We start from the raw sequence: 23,306 nt of genomic DNA, 5'->3' as shown, positions 1-23,306 counted from the left end.
TGTCTACTTTGGGGATTATCTTGTTTTCTCACCTCACCGGAAGAAATCCCCTTTTATTCCGGCAAAGTGTGTCAGAAGCGTCCTGCCTCTTTATATTCTTATTTCATATTCTTTTCTCTTTCAAACGATATATAAGCCCGCTATCTCACCGATATTTTATGGTTTTCGTCGCCTAACCGCACTATATACAATCCGGCAGCGGGGAGATCCAGTACCGCCGGCCCGTTCACCTTCCCGGCATATATGACATGACCCGATATGCCGAATACCGTAATCGGCAGTTCCTTGTCATCGGTGTCAAGGATGAGTTTCCGGCCGTCTGCCCTGACACTCTTCCGCATGCATGCCACATCCCCGACACCCGTTTCTTCCGACGGGAGAGTCGTCACTTTAACCTTGGCAGAGGGCAACGAGCGCATGCCACCAGCACAGCCGGTCACCCGGTAATAATATGTAGAAGACGGTTCCAGCCCTTTAACATCAACCCTATCCGTAGCGTATGTGAGCTCCAAGGTATATCCGCCGGCCACATTCTCGTCTCCTCCCCATTCCACGATTATGTCGTCAAGCGCCAACGAGCCTTTTGTCTGTAAGTCATAGGTGATGCTCACCGCTCTCGTACCACTTGGGATCGAGTCTATTCGTGTGACCGAGCCACCCGCCGCATTGACTACCGGAAGCGAGGCCACGTCTTTCCACGCACCCTTTTCGTTGCAGGCGCTTACTATAATCCGGTTGTCTGCCGTAGCTTGCACGCCCCTGTGCCAGAAAGTCAGCGAGCGTACATCGGCCGAATATACCGGCGACTCAATATATCCGTCACGGGCAAAGCGCAGCGACGGCACCGCCTCGCCCGAATATGCCGTGTTGGCATAAGACAGCGTGGAGTTTGTCTTCCACCCCGCCGGCAGGTTTCTCACACCGTCCGCAAAGTCAACCGTGTCGCGGAAAGGCTCACCAAGCGTGATTTCAAATATGTCTATGAGATACCCCGTGGCGTCCGCCATCATTTCCCAACGTGCCTCAAACGATTTGTCTGTCACTTTCTCGGCCGGCAATGACTTTGGCGACAGGTATTCGAACGTGGCTTCCGACGTGGTTACAATTATCTCGTTCGAGGCTTCGCTCCTGCCTCCTTCGCCCACGGCATAGACCACATAGTAGTAGGTCGTTTCAGGACTTAGTCCTGTCACCGCGGTCGCTCGCGCTCCGTCCGCATCGCGCATGTTGTATCCGTCCACATAAACAGTCATCTCCCTGCCACCGGGTGTGGTCTGCTTTGTGTATACCGATATCTTATATGACGATGCCACAGGCGACGGTTCCCAGTTGGCCGTAAACGAAACGGCCGTAATATCAGTGGCGCCGAGTGCCTTGACGGGATCGGGCAATTCAACACCGCCGGCCACGGCAAACCTTATCACTCCGCCGGTCTCGGTGATGCCGGTTATCGGCAGATTTAGCCGTGTTCCGTTCCAAGCGCGCATCGACGGATTGGTGTCGTCGGTGAAAGACGCCACATTGCCGGTGCCTGGAAAGGCATCGCCCGCCCGCGTATATTCGGTCGGCCTGCCATCGGCCTCTTCGAGGTCCACATACTGATGGGAGGCGTTGTTGTTCACTGTGTTTTGAGCCCACACATATTCATCAAAATCCACGTGCCACACGAGCATTCCATGGCCGGGTATATATTTGTCCCACCCTTCCTGCTGACGGTTTTCGAGCAGGAAAAACTCGTTTTCGTCGGCCGTTGGGATGATGCAGGCTTTGTTACGGCTTATGGCTTCCATTGTCATATTGGCCGGACGGTCGATAACCTGCGGCGAAATCCACCCGAGAGCGTAACGCTCGTACACCGAATAGAGCGGCGGCGTGCGGCCGTCGTTATTGTATGGCCCGTAGTCGAGCACCGACCATGCTCCCGGGGTGAAAGCGCCCGTATAGCTCGTGGCATAAAGGTCGGGCAGCCCCATGACATGGGAGAACTCGTGAATGAACGTACCAACGCCGTCGGGGCGCGAGCCTTCCCACTCATTGCTGCATGCATACCGGTCGAGTCCCACACCGTCGAATATGCAAGGAGTGTTCGTGGCCGATGTGACATTCCACGAATGCGGCCACACGGAACTGGGGCTTCCGCCACTGGCCTCACCCCTGCCGGCATAGAATACGAACACATTATCTATATACCCGTCTCCGTCACGGTCGTATTCAGAGAAGTCTACCGTAGGGTCGAGTTGCCGGCATGCCTCTATTACCATCTGCTCCGGATTACTGTCGTTGCCGTTATAGTCGTTTCCGCCATAGTAGCTCATGTTCTGCGACAGCGTTACAGGACCGTAGACATCAAACTGCGGACGGAACTGATTGACGGAAGACTCCCGGAAGTACTCTGCCGCACAGCCTGTGCCGCCATAGTCAGAAAAGCCGTCTTCATTAAGCATGCGGTTGAAATAGTCGTAAGGATCAGACAGATTGAACTTCACATCCTTATACTCCACGAGCACCACAAGACCTTTCTGCTCTCCTTTCGACGGGAAGCCTGTCTCGAAAAGTCCCACATTACGACGAGGGGCGAGAGCCGCACGGCGACGCACGTCACGGTTTTCAAGAGCTGTCATGACTGCCGGAAGATCCACCTTGGCAAGATAATCACGAGCCTCGGCCGAACGCATGCCGACAGGACGTGCCTGTATGTCCGAACGCACGATATTGCCATGGTCATCAGCGGAGGCATAGTAAAAAATGTTTTCTTTATTTACAATCAGATAACCGTCTTCGGTGAGATAATGGTGCGAACGCTCGTCGCCGACGATGCGAACTTTCAACTCCGTTCCGTCGGCCTGACGCATGGTGACAAGCCCCGGCTTGGCCGGAATGGCAAACGCTCCGACACAAGCGGACAGAGCGACAGACGTTATCAATATGAATCGTTTCAAGCTTTTCATTTGTTCATTTTATCACAATCAGCAATACTTCAATTACTTTTTAACGGAATAACCGCTCAATTATCGACATTTTGGTATCACCATGTGCAAAGATATGTTTTTTATATAAATTTTTACTAATTACCTCCCCGATTTTAAGATTTTTTTACATAAAGATTAAATAAAGGCTTTATCACATGACATAAATCAATCCGAATACCATCTTTTCATGTCATTATGTCAAAACAGACAAAAACGACCAATGATGACCGTCATTATCGAAACAATGCTACATGAATGGCTGTCAGATGACATTTCGATGCGCAAAGATACCAACGGCAAGAGATCTCAGGCCGGTTTATCCGGCAAAACGGGTAGCTATCAATAATATTGACAAAAGCCCGTTTATATTTCGATTATTTAAAAATCAAAATCCCACGGCCGAAAATAAGCGAATTATGAGCCGTTTCACATAAGTACCTGTATCTCAACCCAATACGCTTACCGCACCCACTTCCACTATCAAACCTACGCCACATACCATGAATATTTTTTTCATTCAGCGTCCCGTTGCGTTGCGTTTAGCGTCTGAACGGAAGCCAACGGGACGCTAAACGCATCGCAACCGGCATCCAATCGCGCTCCAACGGGTGTCCCGTCGCAAAAAAAGCCGCTTTTCGCCAAACGGCGAAAAGCGGCATATCGCATTGCATATAGCAGTGTGTATCGTATTCGTTTTCTATTTCAACAGAAAACAAAGTGTTAATTCCATGACTTTTTCATTACAGTAATACATCGGTAACAAAGTCATTTACAACATATTTTCACTTTTTAAGTGTCACGCCCATCAGTCCTATCACGACATCGCACGATAGAGTACGCACGGTTATGGACTCCAGTTTCTTTTCGGGATTGAGAGGCATGTTGAGCATTTGGGCGGCTCCGCCGGGAATGGGACGGCCGTAGACGCCGGTTATTCCAAGCTCGCGGCCGAGGTCACGGCTCACCTTACCGTTGCCGAGGCACACACGGTAAGGACGGGAAGAGGCCAGACAGAATGCCTTTCCGTCTTCAAAATAGTCTTGCTCTATGGGGCACCAGTTGTCGGGATTGACAAGTCTGAGAGTGTCTGACGTACCGTCTTTGTATCTCACCACGACGATGCCATTGTCTATACGGCTCTGCATGTGGTTTGTAGAGCCGGCCATGAGAAGGCAGGCGGCAGACGCCTTTCCTGAAAGGGGCACGGTGACACTGTCTGGATAGTTATCCCACAAAGAGGTATAGACGATGTTGCGGCCTTCTTTCATCGTGCGGAAAGGTACTCCCGCCACGGTAAACATGTCGTTCTTGACAAGCGTGCGGAACACAGAGTCGTTTATCTCGGCGGTCAAAGTGGGGTGACACCACTCGCCGATACCCTGCACCGGTATCTGCAACGTGGTGTAAGGAGAGCGAGGAGAGAGGTATTCATTCTTGTAAATATCGGCCACATTGGCGTTCATGGCCTTGTCCATCTTCACCGGAACATAGCGGCCGGCGGTCGGTTCGTCGAGTCCGAGCGCACGCGCGGACGGCCTCACGACCGCAGCACGCACGGCCCTGCGTCCGGAGATGACCTCGGGACGCTCCACGGTTATCACCTGATGAGCCTCGGCCGAGCCTTCGATGTCACGATAACGGCCGTTTGCCAGATTTTGACGCACCACGATCTTGAGCGGTTGGGCAAAGTTCTGTGTAATATCATACACGTCTTTATTACCCACGCGCTTATACTTATATGTCATATAAGGAGTGGCCACAGAGGCGCTGTCCCACGATGACGGGAAACCTGGACGGACAACGCAACGGCCGTTCAGGGCATCGGGAACGATACCGAAAAGTCCCTGCAACAGCGTGCGCGACGATATTCCGATACAGTCTCCGAAGTCGCGGTAACACTCGCCGCGGGCGGCATCATAGAAACTGAGCTGTCCGAAATTACCGGGGCTGTCGCTCAGATACATCTGATCCATAATATTCGCTTTCATGAGGGCAAAACCGGCATCGGCACGTCCGGCCTCGAAATATGCAAGGGCGGTGTGCATCACCTCAGCGGCAGCCACATTGTTGATACTCCACGAATAGGGGTGCCAGTTGGATGTGGATATGGTTGAGCCATACTCGGCGTCTTTCGTGGCGACGGTGATGTGGGGTATCTCGTTATCCACATACTCTGTCGCCTGATAGAACTGCTCGGGCGAACCGGCGCCGCAGTCTATCGGTGTATAAACAGACCACAGGGCTGCGCTCTCATGCTTGCGCTTCAAACCGAGAGATTCCTCAAACTCGGCCCAGTGGCCGCGGTCGTTAAGCCACAGACGGGCATTCATGGCTTTCAATATGCGGTCGGCCTCGGCACGATATGGGGCGGCGTCCTCACCTATAATCTCGGCTATGCGGGCGGCGAGAAGATTGCTGCGGTAGTTATAAGCCGACGAGTGGGTCACTGCTCCGCCGCTGTAATATAGGGCGTCGCTCGCCCAGATACAGCAGTAGGCATCGTAAAGGCCGTCGCCGTCGGGGTCGTAATTGCGCTTCTCCCATGCCAGATGCGACTTGATGACAGGCCACATCTTGCGCATATATACAGTGTCGGCGTTGTAGCAGAAATGCCACATCAGCTCGTCCATGTAGTTGAGGTTCATGTCGTAGTGGTGCATCTGGTTGTCTCGCTCGGGATTACGGCAGATGTATCCGTTGCTGTACATCTGTGTACCCCACTTCTTCTCGGCACGGGCCATGTTCATCTTCGGATCCATAGACGGGTGAGGAATGGTTGGCTCAACCTTTGTCACCTGGCTCTTGGCGTATGCGTCGAAGTGAGAGCGGGCACGGTCGTTCCATCCGAGCACGTCGCCCAGATAACCGGCACGCCAGCCGGCCAGCGGCATGCGCCAGCCAATACAACCGTGCAGCCATGTCTGTCCGTCCCAATCGCCGTCGGCAGCCACCACGAGAGCACCTCCGAGAGTATTTATATAGGGATCGGGCGTGCTGAAAACAACACGGGCAGCAAGCGTCTTGAAATAGTCGCGGGTAGCATCGAAACGCTTTGCCGCCTGCCGGCTGTCGGTATTCTTTATGGCTGAACCGGACACGGCGAAGTAGCTCGTGGCACTCACCGCCTTGCCATCGGCGGCAGTCCATTCGGATGTAGTCAGCCCCGCGTCGCCGGCGGCCGGCTCGAAGCATCCGGGTTTGTCCGCTCCGATGTCTCCGTTACGGTGTAACTTCGGATTGGCGATATTGCACACAAGAGCCTTTACCGAAAGAGGCGACTTGAAGTTGTCGGCTCTGAATTTCCAGATAGCGCCTTCCTCGTCTGTCAAAGCCACCACTTCCACATACAGCCGGCCGTCACCCCATGACTTATCGGCAAGCACATAGCGGCGTGTGCCGTCCGAATAGCGTGCCTCACAATAGTTGGTGGAATCGAGTTGGAGCTCTCGGCCTTCATATACCGCACGGAAACGGATATTACGATAATCACGTTTCTTGTATATGGCAAATATAGGACGGTCGCTCGTCTCTATGCGATAGTCAGTATATCCGCCATAGAGCGCACGGCTGTAACGGTTTATTCCGTTCACGCAAACGAAGTCGTTGCCGTCCGGTTGATACCTGAGCACCCGCTCCGCTCCGCGCCTTGCCTCATTATACGAACGCGACTCGATAAAATCTCCCACGGTTTTCTGTGCCATAGAAGGGGCACAAAGCAATAGCGTCAAACCGACATTGATTTGTTTTAATACCGATAGTTTCATTGTTTTGTATTATAGTTTGTCGTTCAATAATTATAGTTTGTTTCGTTCAATAATTATAGCTTGCTCCGTTCAATAATTATAGTTTGTTTCATTTACGTACTGGACTTTCTTGATTTGATAATTAAACTTATCCTGCCCTACCGTTAAATATGTTTTATCCGACAGCCACCCCCTGCTTGTACATGAACCACAGTCTGCATATTATGCTCTCACAGTTCGTTTGTGTATATGGTATAAACGCCTGTTTATCATTTAAAGACAGCTTATTCTGTATTTACGGATAGCCTGTCAACACCTACTGATTATCCGTTCGGACCGTCACGGAATGCCTGCTTATAATTTGCGGATGACCCGTTGGTTTATCCGTTAACTCCAATCCGGCTTCCATTAACGAAAGCACACATTTACAATTGCCCGTATACCACCGGCAACCGCAATAAGACAGGCTGCAAGTCATAGATGCAAATTTAGCCATTATTTACGAGAAACACGAATTATTATAATAAAAAAACCTATTGTCATCCCGACAATAGGTTTCTAAAAACAAACTACTTAAAAACTAATCTACTAAAACAAATCAAAAATATCTTGTATATGTATCATCTTATCACATTGATATTTATAATCTTCTTACATTGCAAAGGTATGTACTTTATTATTCCTTACAAAACAAAATCGGTAAAATTTTATACTTATAAGTGTATAAAATACAAATAAAGGCCGATGATTTCATCGGCCTTTATCATTTTGCTATCTATGGTTTGCAATATTACATCATTCCGCCCATTCCTGGAGCGCCACCCATAGGCATTGCCGCCTTATCCTCCGGTTTGTCTACTATAAGGCATTCCGTGGTAAGGAAAAGGCCTGCGATAGAAGCTGCGTTCTCCAAAGCCACACGTGCTACCTTTGCAGGGTCTATGACACCGGCCTTGCGCATATCCTCATAGACATCCGTACGGGCGTTATATCCGTAATCACCCTCGCCTTCGCGGACTTTCTGCACAACCACGGCGCCTTCGCCGCCTGCGTTGGTTACTATCTGACGGAGAGGCTCCTCGATGGCACGCTCAACAATGTTGATACCGGTCTGCTCATCGGCATTGACACCTTTGACATCCTTCAATGTTGAAAGAGCACGGATATAAGTTGTGCCTCCACCGGCAACAACACCCTCTTCAATGGCCGCACGTGTTGCGCATAGAGCGTCATCGACACGGTCTTTCTTTTCTTTCATTTCCACTTCGCTGTTGGCTCCGACATAAAGAACAGCCACACCACCGGCCATCTTGGCCAAACGCTCCTGCAACTTCTCCTTATCATAAGAGCTTGTCGTGTTGCTTATCTCATTCTTTATCTGTGCCACACGGTCTGCGATAGCTTGTTTTTCGCCTGCACCATTCACGATAGTGGTATTGTCTTTCGTCACAACCACCTTGTCGCAAGTACCAAGCATCTCGAGAGTTGCCTGCTCAAGTTTCAGTCCTTTCTCCTCGCTTATCACAGTTCCGCCTGTCAACACTGCTATATCCTCAAGCATTGCCTTACGGCGATCGCCAAATCCGGGAGCCTTGACAGCGCATATTTTGAGACCGCCGCGCAAACGATTGACAACAAGAGTGGTAAGCGCCTCAGAGTCCACATCCTCTGCCACCACGAGAAGAGGACGTCCGCTCTCTGCCGCAGGCTGAAGAACAGGAAGAAAATCTTTGATATTGCTTATCTTCTTGTCATAGATGAGGATGTAAGGATTGTCCATCACGCACTCCATCTTATCGGCATCGGTCATGAAATAGCTGCTCAGATAACCTCGATCGAACTGCATTCCCTCCACCACATTAATATATGTGTCGCGGCTCTTGCTCTCTTCGATTGTGATAACACCGTCCTTGCTGACCTTACGCATAGCGTCGGCGATGAGTTTTCCTATCTCGGGATCGTTGTTTGCTGATATAGTAGCCACCTGCTCTATCTTATCATAGTTGTCGTCCACTTTCTCAGCATTGCCTCTGATGTATTCCACTACGGCGGCAACAGCCTTGTCTATACCGCGCTTGAGATCCATGGGGTTAGCTCCGGCCGTCACATTCTTCAAACCGACATTGATAATACTCTGTGCCAATATTGTGGCTGTGGTCGTTCCGTCGCCGGCATCATCGCCGGTCTTGCTTGCCACACTCTTGACAAGCTGCGCACCGGTATTCTCGAAATGGTCTTCAAGCTCCACTTCCTTTGCTACCGTCACACCGTCTTTTGTTATCTGTGGAGCACCGAACTTCTTTTCGATAATCACATTGCGGCCTTTCGGGCCGAGCGTAACTTTCACTGCATTAGCCAACTGATCTACACCCTGCTTCAATAAATCGCGGGCATCCATATTGAATTTTATATCTTTTGCCATGGTTATTGTTTATTATTTAAATAGTATTCTCTATTTATTTTCTGAAAATATGATGAATTATCGGATATCATGACAAGAACTATTTGTCATAAAGACAACATCTTTTCACCATCCGGACAATTCAATCTAAACATTATATATTATATTCCTTTTAATCCTGATTTATAGTCTACATGTCAGGAATATCTCACCCTATCACCGCGAGCACATCACTCTGGCGCATCATAAGGTACTTTTCGCCCTCAAATTCAAGTTCTGTACCTGAATATTTTCCATAAAGCACCTCGTCGCCCTCTTTGAGAACCATCTCTTCATCCTTTGTCCCCTTGCCTGTCGCAACGATTTTACCGTGCAACGGTTTCTCTTTTGCCGTGTCGGGAATAATAATACCGCCAACTTTCTCTTCTGCCGGCGCAGGAAGCACCAATACTCTGTCTGCTAATGGTTTAATGTTCATAATTCTAATGTATTTATTGTTTTATTTTAAACTATTAATTTCTATTCATTTATCCTATTTCATCGTGTATTATGCCAAAACCATGCCAAACGCATTATCTGCCAAAGTGGCAGACGTTTCTTATCCGATACAACAAATAATGGTATCGTTCTTTCAATTTCATCTTAAAATCGAAACAGGCATATACATCTTCGAAATTGTCTATTATCATTTTCCGTTTATTACGATGCCTGCTCATATTCTCATATAACAATCTTGCGGCACGCCAAGCGAACAATTCGTGGTACTTTCCACCGCTGTACTCATCAAGACCGGACAACATGTCAAACTCCGACCGCCAGCCTTTCATCAGATTTTCTACACTTGCCCGCTTAACCCTTGCCGTCCATGAGTTACCTGTAGTGAAATATCTGTACACAGCCGTACGGTCAATCAGATAATAAATACCTCCGTTTATCAGCGCAAATGTCTGCAACGGGAAATCACCCACATGGCAAGTAAGGCAACACTCCGGGTAATTATCTATAAGACTCTTGCGAAACATGAACGTGGCAGTACGGGCAAAACCACCGCCTATACGCATCACATCCTCCGTGGAAGCTATCCCGCTCTCACTATATCGGCCTTGTTCGTCACATAATCCGTTTTCTGATAGTTGACAGGCATTTGTAACACACATGGCTATTTCCGGATTACCTTCCAATACATCCACTTGCTTTTGAAGCTTCAAAGGGTCTGTCCAGTAGTCATCTCCCTCACAAAGAGCTATGTATTTGCCCCTTGCCGACATTCTGTTCCATATTCCGTTATAACGTGTGTCTTTCCCGTCTATAATAATATGTGAAACATTTCTGTCGCGTACATATAGCCTTATCTTGTCCTGATGCGCAAAAGCATATTCCTTACATATTTCCGCTGTCCCGTCCGTTGAGCCGTCATCACCTATCACTATCTCATAATCGAAATTCACATCCTGCATAAGTATTGCATCTATACATTGACGTATGAACTCCTTGTGCTGATAAGTAGTCACTACTACCGATACCAACGGATGCATACTGTTCACCGGTTTCTTGTCGCCAAGATACTCGACCTGCATTCGAAAACGATTATATAATTCCTTTATAAACATAAATTCCGTATGTCTTAATCTTTCATTTGATTTACAATGTACCTATAACGGCTTTCCGTTGATATTATACGGCCATCATCGTCAACGACACGAACACTACCATTCTTTACCGCCGTCTTCCACATCGTGGCCTTAGGATATTTCCGCTGATGGTCAAGCAGATAAGGAACAGGCAGGAAACCTTCTGTAAAAACCTTCTCAAAACCTTCCGGAGTATATAAGTTCGGTATATTGTCTTCCAGTATACAAATAGCGGTTTTGCACTCCTCATACAGTTCTTCTGCCCGTTCAAGTGTCTCCATATGGTGTTTCATGTCCGGTACGAGTCCCTTAATCCGGGCTTGCCTATACTCCCTCAGGGCAGACAACGTTATCTGTATACTTTCCTTTATAACAGGAGGTGTTGCCAGCCTGACTGCCTCGCAGTAATTCACCACATGCACAATTTGCGGACTGTCACTATTATCCGGTTCCAAATCATCCATCAGACAAGTGACGGCGGCAAGCTGTATTTTAGCATCTTCCAAATCAGGAGAGAAATAATCAAGCCCAGCACGCGACTGAAGACTGAAACGAAAGTTCCCGTCTTCCAACTCACGCACAAGCCGTATCAGCGTCCGCCCCTTTGCCAAATCCTGTATACCGATTGTATATTTCGGCGTATTCAACATATTCTGCAATATAAGATGACGCACCCCAAGCCTCTTACATGCTTTTGCCGCAAGATAACCTGATATAATGTAACTAACATCGTCGCATCCACGGAACGCGAAATGATGAGGGACATTAGGTTCGACAGGCTTACCTGTGGTTACGATATAACCAATAGCATCAAAATGCTCTCTCAAATTTTCAAGCAGAGTATTACTTCCGCGCCCATCCAATTCATTAAACCACCAAAAAGACAGAGCATGCCATGAAATATTAAGAGAACGCTCATGTATGCGTGCCAGTTCAGGAACATTCTTTGTCCCTGAATATGTCCGTGTAAGCATCGGACGTGCGTTTTCTCTTATCACCCGATATTCGATTTCCGAATTTACTGGTATTCCGCCGCCGTTTGACAGTCCTTCCCAATTTTCTCCAAAATGAGATTGTGTCAACTGCGAGCTGCCTATCGACAAAACATCAAGCAATCCGGATGCCGCAAGTTCCTCACACCATGAATTGTATTCTTTCAATGCCTCCTCACGATTTACATTATAAGGTCCGGAATGTGTTCTTATTATAGGTAATGTATGCTTGGCTGTCGCATAATCAAGGCGGGCGAGATATGAGTCATCATCTTTGCCACATTGCGCATAGCCGAAATGATCAGGAGAGACAATATGCCTATATCTCTCCGACTCAATCAATTCCTTGGCAAAATTCCATCGCATCCTATCATACTCGTCATCCTGAGAGACTGATACTGGTATACGTTCCTGTGGCACACCAAGCATAGTCAACGACCGTACAGGCGGTTCGTCTCCACGAAATACAAGAACAGAACCTCCTGTTTTCCCCGACACCATATCGCAAGTATCCGGTAATCCGGCGAAATGAATGCCTTTCAGCCTGCCTCCGTCTTTTGAGAACATCTTGTCACCCAACAGCCGCTCATATAAAGAAAGAAACAATTCACAACCTTTCTGCGGGTCAAGTCTGTAACTAAAGCCGAGACGTGTTATCCCGTTCTCCCCTATCCAACGCTTTACCAGACCATAATTGTTAAGACGGGTCAGGTTTTCCAACGCTCCATTCACGTCATCGCCGGCAATACATACCTTGTAACCACAATCTCTCAAAAGATTGGCTATTGTGAACAGTCCCATTGTGTGTACATCAACCAATGGCTTTATTAATCCATAAACCTCCGATGTGTCCATTCTGTTAACCTTGAAAAAGTTTTATTATTTCGTCTTTCGACATTCCGGAAAGGTTCAAATTGTCAAGCGTACGCCCTTTTTCACGAAAATCAATGTCAAGCAAAGAAGATGTCAATACTATCAGCGAGTCCATCAAAGGGGTGTCCACGCCTGCCAAACGGGCAAGCTCGCTCATCGGCAAAAGACCGGTAGGAATGTCTTCCGTCAATTGACGCGTAAATATAGTTCCCGGCCCGAGAATATCGTTATAAGCAGGATTGTTCCTGAACCGCTCTTTCAATGTACACCCTTCGGTTTCCGGATACGCATACCTTATCCATTCAAAAACAGGCATAAGCCTTATACCATACGCTCTGCCGATACGTAACCGCTCTTTATCAAGTTTCTCGATAAAAGCCGCAACTTCATCGGTCATATCACGATAGAAATAAAACTTATCGTTACGCTCGATGGTAGCCACATTAAAAATAACTATCGACGGATGAAATATAGCTCCTATATTCTCCAAACCTGTATGGATAAAGTTCACAGCAGGAATAAACCCAGGGAACAAATCACCGAACCGACTTATTATAGTTTCGGTTTCCAACGGAGTACGGCCGGTCAACGGCACATTGTCTTTTACTCCTATCACTTTCACCACCCCGTCCCTGACCTTACGACACGCATATAATAAAGTCTGCGCCTCGGCTATCATGACATTGAGTTCTTTCCGTTGTGCCAACACTCCGTTCAGTTCAACTATTCCCAGCGTTCTTCCCGGATTGAGGATAATTGCCTGCCCGTTACGGAGAAATGGCAACATCAGATTCGCTATTTCCCTATGTGCGGTAGAAGTTGTGACAATCATTATCAAATCGGCAAAACACACAGCCTTTTCAATACTGTCCGTTATAATTTCCACCACCCCTACGGCATTCAATGCCCCTTCGAGTCTTATTATGTTATCCGGTATATCAGGTTTCCTTCGTCCGTAAAGGCATACCGGCAATCCCATGGCAGCACAATATCCCGCTACCGCCTGTCCTCCGTTGCCTGTTCCGATAACAGTAATCTTCCGCATAGCACCGCTCTTCACTTAAAACAAACCATGTATCATCATATCTTCACCGATTGATGATATAACCTTAACGTGCGAATCCACAAAAAACTGTTTGTCATCAAGCTCTTTCGCCGTGTTAGCCGTTATGAGGTAACCCGCAGGGCGGTCACCGCTTGTCTTGACATGTTCTATCTTCATCCCTGCTGTCTTATATTGGAAATAATCATCTATCACACCAGTATCTTTCAACATGTCGAAACCTTCCAGATGATCAAACACTCCTGGGGTACAATATATATAAACCATCTTGGCATATTCGACTTGCTTTGAAGGATTCACGGAGGGTGTCTCTCCCAGTATCAGACTCACATATTCCGCCATTATGTCAACCCCTGTCAACCTGTGGATCAAACTGTACTTCGAGCCGCCTCCCATTCTTGCGCTGAACTCGATTACACTCATACCCTCTTCACCGTCTATCAATTGTACCAACAGCGGGGCGTTAACTATGCCGAAAGCAGCCGATATACAGTCTGCTATTCTTTCCAACTCACGTTGCTTTGCCAAATCAACCACCGGATATATGCTTGCGAGAATAGTGAAAGACGATCTCTTCGGTATTTTCACGGACTTGGTGGCAGACAGGAATATCGCTTTCCCGTCTTTAATATAAAAATCAGCGGAAATCTCATCTCCTTTTTTGTATTCTTCCACAACGGCTGTGCAAGTGCGGCTCGCCTTTATGGCATTCTCGATACATAAAGCCAGTTGCTCTTCTTCATCCACAAGACTGACACCTTTCGAAGAATTACAGTCAACCGGCTTTACAACCAGCGGAAAAGTGAAATTTTCCAATATACCAACATCCTGTTTGTCGATAATAGCATATCGGGCCGTCGGAATTCCATTGTCCGCCAGTATCTTCTTCATATACGACTTGTTGGTCACATTAAGTCCCAGACGATGAGACAGGTAACACGGCAGCCCCAACTGCTCTGAAACATTTGCCACGGTGAGCAGAGCCTGATCGGTGCAAGCCGTACAAACAAGCCCCACCCTTTCCGCGACAGCTATGGCTTTCACCCGCTCCACATCAAGAGTGCTCGCCACTATATGTTTATCCGCATAATCACGGGCTGGCGGATTTTCAAAATAGTCTATCAGTACGACCGTATGTCCGCGACGTTTCAATTCGCATATCAGAGCAATCTGATCGGCCCCTCCGGCCAACACAAGTATTTTCATCTTTCTATCAGTGATAATATTCTTTCCACATCCTCACCGCCCAGCTCATGGTGCATCGGCAGGCATATCACGCTGTCGGCCATGCGGTGGGCCTCGGGAAGATTCGACGGTGCAGCAGAAGGAAGGCCGCGATAGGTAGAGAACGTGCTTATGAGCGGATAGAAATACCGTCGGCCGAACACTCCGGCATCGCGCATTTTGAAATACAGCTCATCACGCGACATGCCGTATTCGCTCTCGTCCACAAATACGGGGAAGTACGAATAATTATGCCTTACGCCTGGCATGTCGTTGAAAAACCTTAGGCCGGCAACGTCTTTCAACCTCTCACGGTATTGCAAAGCCACATTCCGGCGTGCCGCTATCGCCCTGTCCACCTGTTTCAAGTTCAGCAATCCGTAGGCCGAGCGTATCTCGTCCATCTTGCTGTTTATCCCGGGAGCCACCACTTCCGTCTCACTGGCAAATCCGAAATTTTTAAGATAATCGATACGTTTTTTTGTCTCGGCGTCTCTCACCACCAGCGCTCCCCCCTCAATGGTATTGAAAACCTTGGTGGCATGAAAGCTGAGCGTCGACATGTCGCCGGCGTTCAGCACGCTCACCCCGTCTTTCTCCACACCGAAAGCATGAGCCGCATCGTATATGACACGAAGTCCATACTTATCGGCTATGCTCTGTATGGCATCGGTATCGCATGGCGTACCATACACATGTACCGGCATTATGGCCGTTGTCTTCGGTGAAATGGCGGCCTCTATCCGCTCCGGATCAATATTTCCCGTCGCCGGGTCTATGTCCACGAACACAGGCTTGATACCGTTCCACCAAAGAGAATGGCTCGTGGCCACGAAACTGTAAGGAGAGGTTATCACCTCGCCCGTGACCCGCATGGCCTGCAATGCCGTAATGAGCGGAAGCGTACCATTGGTGAAGAGACTTACATAGGGTACTTTGAGATACTCGCACAACGCGCTTTCAAGACGCTTGTGGAAAGCGCCGTTGTTGGTTATCCACTTACTTTCCCAAATCTCTTTCAATGACTCGCTGAAACTTTCCAACTCCGGCAGAAGCGGCGATGTCACGGTTATCTTCTTGTTGTCCATGGCCTGTTTTTTATTTCCGTTATTTGACGGCTGTGCCGTTTATCTTCAAGTTCTTCACCACGCAGTTTTCTATCACAGTCTTGTCAAAGGCATTCTTCTTGTCTTGCACGTCACAGTTCTCGAACGTGAAATCCGTAAGGCGGTATTTGTCCGACTTGCCCACGTCGAAGAAGTTCTTGCAGTCCATCTTTATATTGCGCAATGTTATGTTGTTGCATGTGGAGAGAGGCATGTCGTCACGCTGTTCGGGCTTGAAGAACTGTGTCCACGGACGCACCACGAGGAAGCTGTTGCAGTCTCCCGTGAGGTCTTCCACCGTCACGTACTCATAATGCTGAGGCGTGTCAGGACGCATTTTGAGCCACAGCACACGGTTTGCCTGAGTCACGGTACACCGGCGCAGGATTACATTACGGTCGTGCAGGCTCTCGCTGCCGAGAGTGAGGCATCCGTGCACCTTGCCGTATGTACAGTCCTGGATGATGATGTTCGAGCACGGACCGTTGTTCGGATCTTTGTCCGCCCAAGTTCCCTTGCCGCCTTTGAGCACCACCGCGTCATCGCACACGCTCATGTAGCATCCGTGTATGAGTACGTTCTTGCACACGTCGAGGTCTATCGCGTCGGAGCTGGGGGCACCGCGCTTCGGGTCTACCGGTGTCACTCCGCTGTTGGGCGCATAAATATAGCAGCCGAGATAGCGCACATACTCGCTCTTATATAAGTGGTTTGTCCAGAAAGGGCTGTTGATGAGGCGCACATCCTGCACGGTGACGTTCTTGCTGTTTGATATGTATACCAGCCTGGGGCGCATGGCTTCGAGGTTGGTACACTGACGGTTATACTGGCGGCGTATCCAGAACTCCTCCCAATAATTGCGGCCGTTACCGTTGACAGTTCCTTTTCCCGCTATCGTGAAACCGTCCACACCGTCGGCGTTCACCAACGCGGCGAAATACTTGAGTGTCTGGCCCTCCATGCGGGTGGTAAGCAGTTTGAAGTCGCGTATGCGGTCGCTGCCTTTCAGTGTGCCGCCCTCTTCGACATAGAGGTGCGTGCCCTGCTTGAAGAACACCGAACCGGAAAGGAATGTTCCTTTCGGTATCACCACCACGCCGCCACCGGCCGCTGCCGCCTTGTCTATCACGGCCTGTATCTGCTCCGTCTGCACTATCGTAGAGTCATTCTTCACTCCATAGTCGGTGATGACATACTTACGGCCGAGCGTCTCCACGTCAACTTTCGACGTGTCACTGAACCACTCGGGAACAGGTGTACCGTCAGGGAAAAGTTCGACTTTCTTTTTCTTCGCGAACGATGCCGTGCAAATCACTGCGAGCGACAACGTGACAATCATTCTGATATTCATTTTCCTTAATACTGTTTTGTTGATTAGTTTACTGACCGCAAAGATAATATTTTTTTCCTAATAAAGGACAACCGGCACACCGATAATTTCTTTTCAAAACGACAAAGCGCATGAAGCGTCAAAATAAAATGAAAATCACGCACATACGGAAAAGAACAAGTCTCCGGCAGAAACACATGGGAATACAACACACTGGACAAAGCTCTCCATCATAAAAAAGCCGTTCTTCCATGAATCCGCAAAACACCTTACGCACTATCATGAAAGATATCAAAAAATCCGACAAAAAGCCTTTCAAAACTCACCCGTTTTGAAAAAACTACCGCCCGACCCGATTTTCCCGAAATATCACACTCCCCTCACAACAGCCTGAATATCAATACAATACACCAAACCTCGCCTAAACCTGCACTCCTGGCATCGGTTGCCGGGCACTATTTTCTTGCAACGGGATACCCGTTGGAGTCCATTCAGCGGCATATCGCGAGGTAACGGGTATCCCGTTGCAAGACAACGAGCGGCCGAATGCAACCCAACGGGTGTCTAAACGTGACATCACCCCATACCACCGACCCTTGAACCACATCGCATATAGCGCATTGTATATCGCGTTCACGTTCTATTTCGTCCAAAAACAAAACGTTAAATTTATGACATTATTTTTACATTTGCCATACCTTTCAACACGGTCACAATTCCCATTGTCATAATAATTCAAAATAATTTCGTTTATTACGGTGATTATTCGTATCTTTGCAAGATAAAGCATGTGCCTGACACCGGCCGGCGACAGCGAACGAGACGGATTGACCGGAGACACGCTCCTTTCGCCATATCCGCGTTATATTTGCTAAAATCGTAATTTATCTATAAATATATCATTATGAAAGATTTCATCAAGTACACACTGGCCACCGTTACCGGTTTAGCCCTATCCGTCTCGCTGATGACCGCCATCTGCATTTTCTCACTGATAGGCATGGCTCTATCCGGAAGCGCTACAATGGCAGTGAAAGACAACTCCGTGTTTGTACTCTCCCTGTCGGGAATCCTACAAGAAAGAGCGAAAGACGACCCGATGAGCATTATCATGGGCAGCGCAGGAGAAAGCCTCGGGCTTGACAACATACTTGAAGCAATAGAAAAGGCCAAAGAAAACAATGACATTAAAGGAATATACATCGAGGCCGGCATGTTCGCCCCCGACGCTCCCGCTTCGGCACAGGCAATACGCAACAAGTTGAGCGACTTCCGAAAGAGCGGCAAGTGGATTGTGGCATATGGAGACAGCTATACCCAAAACGCATACTATATATGCTCTGTGGCAGACAAGGTATTTCTGAACCCGCAGGGAATGATAGACTGGCACGGCCTGGCGTCACAGCCTTACTTTCTGAAAGACATGCTCGCGAAGTTCGGAGTAAAGGTGCAGCTGTCTAAAGTAGGCAAATACAAAAGCGCCCCCGAAATACTCACGGCCGACGGCATGAGCGAGCCTAACAGAGAACAGGTGACCGCATACCTGCAAGGCACATGGAACTCAATGGTGAAAGACGTGAGCGCCAGCCGCAGGGTCTCAACGGAAAAACTCAACGAATATGCCGACAACCTCATCATGACGGCCGAGCCGGAGAGTTACATATCCATGAGACTCGTAGACAAACTTATGTACACGGACGAGGTCAAAGTCGAGATAAAAAAACTGCTCGGCATCGACAATGATGAGACTATAAACCAGCTGTCACTCGGCGACATGGCAAACGTGGAGCGCAAAAACAGCGACAAGGGAGACAATATTGCCGTTTACTACGCTTACGGAGACATCGTCGACATGGCACCCGGAGGGTTGTCGAGCGAGAATTGCATCAACGCCCAAGTCGTATGCAGGGATCTTGACAAGCTCGCCGACGATGACGACGTGAAAGCAGTAGTCATCCGAGTCAACTCAGGCGGCGGAAGCGCATACGCATCCGAGCAGATATGGCACTCGGTGGTTAACTTGAAAAAGAAAAAGCCCGTGGTGGTTTCCATGGGAGGATATGCCGCCTCCGGCGGTTACTACATGAGCTGCGCCGCAAACCATATCTATGCAGAGCCGACGACACTCACGGGAAGCATCGGCATATTCGGTATGTTCCCTGATTACAGCGGCCTGCTGACCGACAAGCTCGGAGTGAAATTCGATGAGGTAAAGACAAACCGGCACAGCGCTTTCGGCACACCGGCACGCCCGTTCAACGAGGAAGAGATAGCCTATCTCAACAAATATATAGACCGCGGATACAATCTGTTCCGCAAACGTGTGGCCGACGGCCGCAAGATGTCGGTAGACGCCGTGGAGAAAATAGCCCAGGGACGTGTATGGACAGGCAGCGACGCACTGAAAGTGAAACTCGTCGACGAGCTTGGCGGTCTTGACAAGGCTGTGAAGAAAGCCGCCCGACTGGCAAAACTCGACGAATACCATACGACCGGCTATCCGGCACCTCCGAGTTTCATGGATCAGTTCGTGTCAAGAATGTCGGGCAGAAACTATCTCAACGAGCAAATGAAGAGCGTGCTCGGAGAGTTCTACGCACCGTTTATGTTCATCAAAGACATAAACAACCAGAACGCCATACAGGCCAGAATGCCTTACAGGATAGTAATGAAATAACCCGGAAACGGCACAGGACAAAATGGAAGGAGACCTCATAAAGATAAACTACCGGCTGTTGCCGCTCAGTTGGATATACGGCGCTGCCGTAAGACTGCGCAATACACTGTTCGAAGTGGGAATATTGAAAAGCAGGGCTTTCGACATCCCGATGATATCGGTGGGCAACATCACAATCGGAGGCACTGGCAAAACACCGCACGTGGAGTATCTCGTAAGACTGCTGAAAGACAGATTTAACGTGGCGGTGCTCAGCCGGGGATACAAACGTAAAAGCCGCGGCTTCGTGCTCGCCGGCGCAGACTCTACAGTGAGGGACATCGGAGACGAGCCTTACCAGATGAAAACCAAGTTTCCCGACATAACCGTAGCTGTCGACAAAGACAGGTGCCACGGTGTGGATCGGCTTACAGACGACAACACAGCGGAAGACATCGACGTGATATTGCTCGACGACGCGTTTCAGCACCGGTATGTCAAACCCGGTATAAACATACTGCTTGTAGACTATCACAGACTGATAATATACGACAAACTGTTGCCGGCGGGACGCCTGCGGGAACCCCTGTCAGGCAAGAACAGGGCAGACATCGTTATCGTCACGAAGTGCCCGAAAGGACTGAAACCGATGGAGTTCAGAGTTATCACAAAGGCTATGAACCTTTACCCATACCAGCATCTGTACTTCACTACACTCGACTATGACTCGCCACGCCATATATTCGGCAACGGCGAGAGGCAGCTCGGCACGCTGAAAGACGAGAACATACTGCTGCTCACGGGTATAGCGTCGCCAGGACAGATGATGATAGACCTCAAAGAACATACCGGAAGCATCACACCGCTCACGTTCAGGGATCACCATGCGTTCACGAAGAAAGACGCGGAGAAGATCAACAGGGCATTCGAGCGGCTGCCGTCACCGAAGATTATCATCACCACCGAGAAAGACGCGACGCGACTTCAAGGTCTCGAAGGACTGGACGAAGAGGTTCGCAACAGCCTCTACGCACTGCCGGTGAAAGTGCGCTTCATGCTCGAACAGGAAGAACGGTTTAACGAAAATATAACAGGTTATGTACGAAAGAATTCAAGAAACAGCATCCTGGTTAAAGCAAAGGATGACAACAAGTCCAAAGACGGCCATCATTCTGGGAACAGGCCTCGGACAATTAGCTTCAGAAATAACTGACGCATACTACTTCCCGTATCAGGAAATACCCAACTTTCCGGTGTCGACGGTAGAGGGACACGCCGGAAGGCTTATCTTCGGAAAGCTCGGCGACAAGGACATCATGGCCATGGAAGGCCGCTTCCACTACTACGAGGGCTACTCGATGAAGGAAGTGACGTTCCCCATCCGCGTGATGTACGAGCTGGGCATCGAGACACTGTTTGTCTCCAACGCCTCGGGCGGCATGAATCCGGAGTTCAAGATAGGCGACCTGATGATTATAACAGACCACATCAACTTCTTCCCCGAGCACCCGTTGCGCGGCAAGAACTTCCCCACCGGTCCCCGTTTCCCCGACATGCACGAGACATACGACAACAAACTCATTGCCGAGGCCGACGCAATCGCGGCCGAAAAGGGCATCCGCGTGGTTCACGGCGTATACGTGGGAGTGCAAGGCCCGACATTTGAGACACCCGCGGAATACAAGATGTATCACCGGCTGGGCGGTGACGCCGTTGGCATGAGCACCGTGCCTGAAGTCATCGTGGCGCACCATTGCGGCATAAAGACCTTCGGAATAAGCATCATCACCGACCTCGGACTGGAGGACACACCCGTGGAAGTGAGCCACGAGGAAGTGCAGATAGCCGCCAACAAGGCTCAACCGCTCATGACGGAGATCATGCGCGAGATGATAAACAGGGCGTAATAATTACGCCGGCCGATTATGAATTTTGAATTATGGACGACATACACAACGGTCATCCATAGTTCAAAATTCATGGCTTTATGCAGAATATTTCATTTCACCCGCCATACATTCGCGGCAAACAGTGCCCATGATGCCATAGCAACCGGAATATCAAGACATCAGGCCGCATAAACGAACCCGCATATACAGGAATGCTATTAACAAGCAAACAGTCCAACATTAACAGTATAATTACAACCCAATTAAAGAATGAACATCTCAGAATTAGGTGAGTTCGGCCTCATCAGCAGACTGACAAAAGACATCAAACCGAAAAACGAATCTACAAAATACGGTGTGGGAGACGACTGCGCCGTTGTTCATTATCCCGACAAAGAAGTTCTCATCACCACCGACATGCTCATGGAAGGAGTACACTTCGATCTCACATACACCGACATGAGACATCTCGGATACAAGTCGGCGATGGTGAACATAAGCGACATATTCGCCATGAACGGTACCCCGAGGCAACTCACGGTGAGCCTCGCGCTGAGCAAACGGTTCACAGTGGAGGACGTGGAGATGTTCTACGAAGGACTCCGCATGGCGTGCGACAAGTGGAACGTGGACATTGTCGGAGGCGACACCACATCATCATACACAGGGCTTGCCATCAGTATAACATGCATCGGAGAAGCCGACAAAGATGAGATAATATACAGAAATGGAGCCAAGGAAACCGATCTCGTGTGCGTGTCGGGCGACCTTGGAGCGGCATACATGGGCCTGCAACTGCTCGAACGGGAGAAAAGCGTATACTACCAGCAGGTAAACGAGGCAAGAAAAAAAGGAGATCAAAAGGCATTAAAGGAGCTGGCACAGTTCCAACCGGAGTTTGCCGGCAAAGAATATCTGCTGCAACGGCAACTGCAAGCCGAGGCACGGGGCGACATCATCAGGCGACTGCACGAGGCCGGTATCCGCCCTACGGCCATGATGGATATCAGCGACGGCCTTTCGAGCGAGCTCATACACATCTGCAAGCAAAGCCACACCGGATGCCGCATCTTCGAGAAAAACCTGCCGATAGACTATCAGACAGCGGTAATGGCCGAGGAACTGAACATGAACGTGACCACATGCGCACTCAACGGCGGCGAAGACTACGAGCTGCTCTTCACCGTGCCGATAGGAGACTACGGAAAGATAGAAGCACTGGAAGATGTAAGACTGATAGGACATATCACCAAAGAAAGCCTTGGAACTGTCCTCGTGACCAGAGACGACAACGAGTTTGAGCTCAAAGCGCAGGGCTGGAACCCGCTAAGCAAGGAATAATACGGCAAATGACAAGACAGCACAGGCCGTATTGTTAAAACACCTTAAACAACAACTTTTTAGCATTCGTTTATGCTGTTTTGTTAAT

The 23,306-nt window shown here is 49.1% G+C and carries 15 protein-coding genes; 4 read left to right on the top strand and 11 right to left on the bottom strand.

Annotated elements, in window-relative coordinates:
• Nucleotides 1–140: 140 nt before the first annotated feature.
• The 11 genes from MoGM_RS12095 to MoGM_RS12845 all read right to left on the bottom strand — a co-directional run bounded on the left by MoGM_RS12095 (nucleotide 141) and on the right by MoGM_RS12845 (nucleotide 17,969).
• Nucleotides 141–2,948, bottom strand: coding sequence for a M6 family metalloprotease domain-containing protein (locus MoGM_RS12095; RefSeq protein ID WP_104370309.1), 2,808 nt, complete (start codon nucleotides 2,946–2,948; stop codon nucleotides 141–143).
• Between the two features lie 803 nt (nucleotides 2,949–3,751).
• The gene (locus tag MoGM_RS12090) at nucleotides 3,752–6,733 is read right to left on the bottom strand and encodes a DUF4450 domain-containing protein (RefSeq protein ID WP_104370308.1); all 2,982 of its coding nucleotides are present in this window, start codon (nucleotides 6,731–6,733) and stop codon (nucleotides 3,752–3,754) included.
• 769 nt (nucleotides 6,734–7,502) lie between these two features.
• On the bottom strand, nucleotides 7,503–9,134 hold the full coding sequence (groL, locus tag MoGM_RS12085; protein WP_104370307.1) for a chaperonin GroEL: 1,632 nt from the start codon (nucleotides 9,132–9,134) through the stop codon (nucleotides 7,503–7,505).
• Nucleotides 9,135–9,321: 187 nt separating this feature from the next.
• A complete protein-coding gene (locus tag MoGM_RS12080; protein WP_104370306.1) occupies nucleotides 9,322–9,591 on the bottom strand; it encodes a co-chaperone GroES in 270 nt (89 codons plus the stop codon).
• A gap of 94 nt (nucleotides 9,592–9,685) precedes the next feature.
• A complete protein-coding gene (locus tag MoGM_RS12075; RefSeq protein ID WP_158249612.1) occupies nucleotides 9,686–10,690 on the bottom strand; it encodes a glycosyltransferase in 1,005 nt (334 codons plus the stop codon).
• Nucleotides 10,691–10,737: 47 nt separating this feature from the next.
• Nucleotides 10,738–12,591 carry a cobalamin-binding protein gene (locus MoGM_RS12070; protein WP_104370304.1) on the bottom strand — a complete coding sequence of 618 codons (1,854 nt, stop codon included), beginning with the start codon at nucleotides 12,589–12,591 and terminating at the stop codon, nucleotides 10,738–10,740.
• Nucleotides 12,592–12,595: 4 nt separating this feature from the next.
• The gene (locus tag MoGM_RS12065) at nucleotides 12,596–13,654 is read right to left on the bottom strand and encodes an NAD/NADP-dependent octopine/nopaline dehydrogenase family protein (RefSeq protein WP_146078739.1); all 1,059 of its coding nucleotides are present in this window, start codon (nucleotides 13,652–13,654) and stop codon (nucleotides 12,596–12,598) included.
• 15 nt (nucleotides 13,655–13,669) lie between these two features.
• Nucleotides 13,670–14,878 (bottom strand): ATP-grasp domain-containing protein, encoded by a 1,209-nt coding sequence (locus tag MoGM_RS12060; RefSeq protein ID WP_104370302.1) that lies wholly within the window; start codon nucleotides 14,876–14,878, stop codon nucleotides 13,670–13,672.
• A complete protein-coding gene (locus tag MoGM_RS12055; protein WP_104370301.1) occupies nucleotides 14,875–15,984 on the bottom strand; it encodes a DegT/DnrJ/EryC1/StrS aminotransferase family protein in 1,110 nt (369 codons plus the stop codon). Before MoGM_RS12055 ends, MoGM_RS12060 begins: the two co-directional genes overlap by 4 nt.
• A gap of 19 nt (nucleotides 15,985–16,003) precedes the next feature.
• Entirely contained in the window at nucleotides 16,004–17,353 is a 1,350-nt protein-coding gene (locus MoGM_RS12050; RefSeq protein ID WP_104370300.1) for a glycoside hydrolase family 28 protein, read from the bottom strand.
• A gap of 400 nt (nucleotides 17,354–17,753) precedes the next feature.
• A complete protein-coding gene (locus tag MoGM_RS12845; protein ID WP_146078738.1) occupies nucleotides 17,754–17,969 on the bottom strand; it encodes a hypothetical protein in 216 nt (71 codons plus the stop codon).
• 267 nt (nucleotides 17,970–18,236) lie between these two features.
• On the opposite strand from MoGM_RS12845, the gene sppA reads away from it, so the two are divergent.
• The 4 genes from sppA (at nucleotide 18,237) to thiL (ending at nucleotide 23,218) form a co-directional block, all read left to right on the top strand.
• A complete protein-coding gene (gene sppA, locus MoGM_RS12045) occupies nucleotides 18,237–20,009 on the top strand; it encodes a signal peptide peptidase SppA (RefSeq protein ID WP_104370299.1) in 1,773 nt (590 codons plus the stop codon).
• 22 nt (nucleotides 20,010–20,031) lie between these two features.
• Nucleotides 20,032–21,201 (top strand): tetraacyldisaccharide 4'-kinase, encoded by a 1,170-nt coding sequence (gene lpxK / locus MoGM_RS12040; RefSeq protein WP_104370298.1) that lies wholly within the window; start codon nucleotides 20,032–20,034, stop codon nucleotides 21,199–21,201.
• Nucleotides 21,086–21,895, top strand: a complete 810-nt coding sequence (locus MoGM_RS12035; protein ID WP_104370297.1) for a purine-nucleoside phosphorylase — start codon at nucleotides 21,086–21,088, stop codon at nucleotides 21,893–21,895. The genes lpxK and MoGM_RS12035 overlap by 116 nt, the downstream gene beginning before the upstream one ends.
• Nucleotides 21,896–22,147: 252 nt before the next feature.
• A complete protein-coding gene (gene thiL, locus MoGM_RS12030) occupies nucleotides 22,148–23,218 on the top strand; it encodes a thiamine-phosphate kinase (RefSeq protein WP_104370296.1) in 1,071 nt (356 codons plus the stop codon).
• Nucleotides 23,219–23,306: the final 88 nt, after the last annotated feature.

The organism is Prevotella sp. MGM1 (assembly GCF_002933775.1).
Lineage (GTDB): Bacteria > Bacteroidota > Bacteroidia > Bacteroidales > Bacteroidaceae > Prevotella.
Note: the sequence above shows the minus strand (reverse complement) of the source record. Positions and strands in the feature narration are given on the sequence as shown.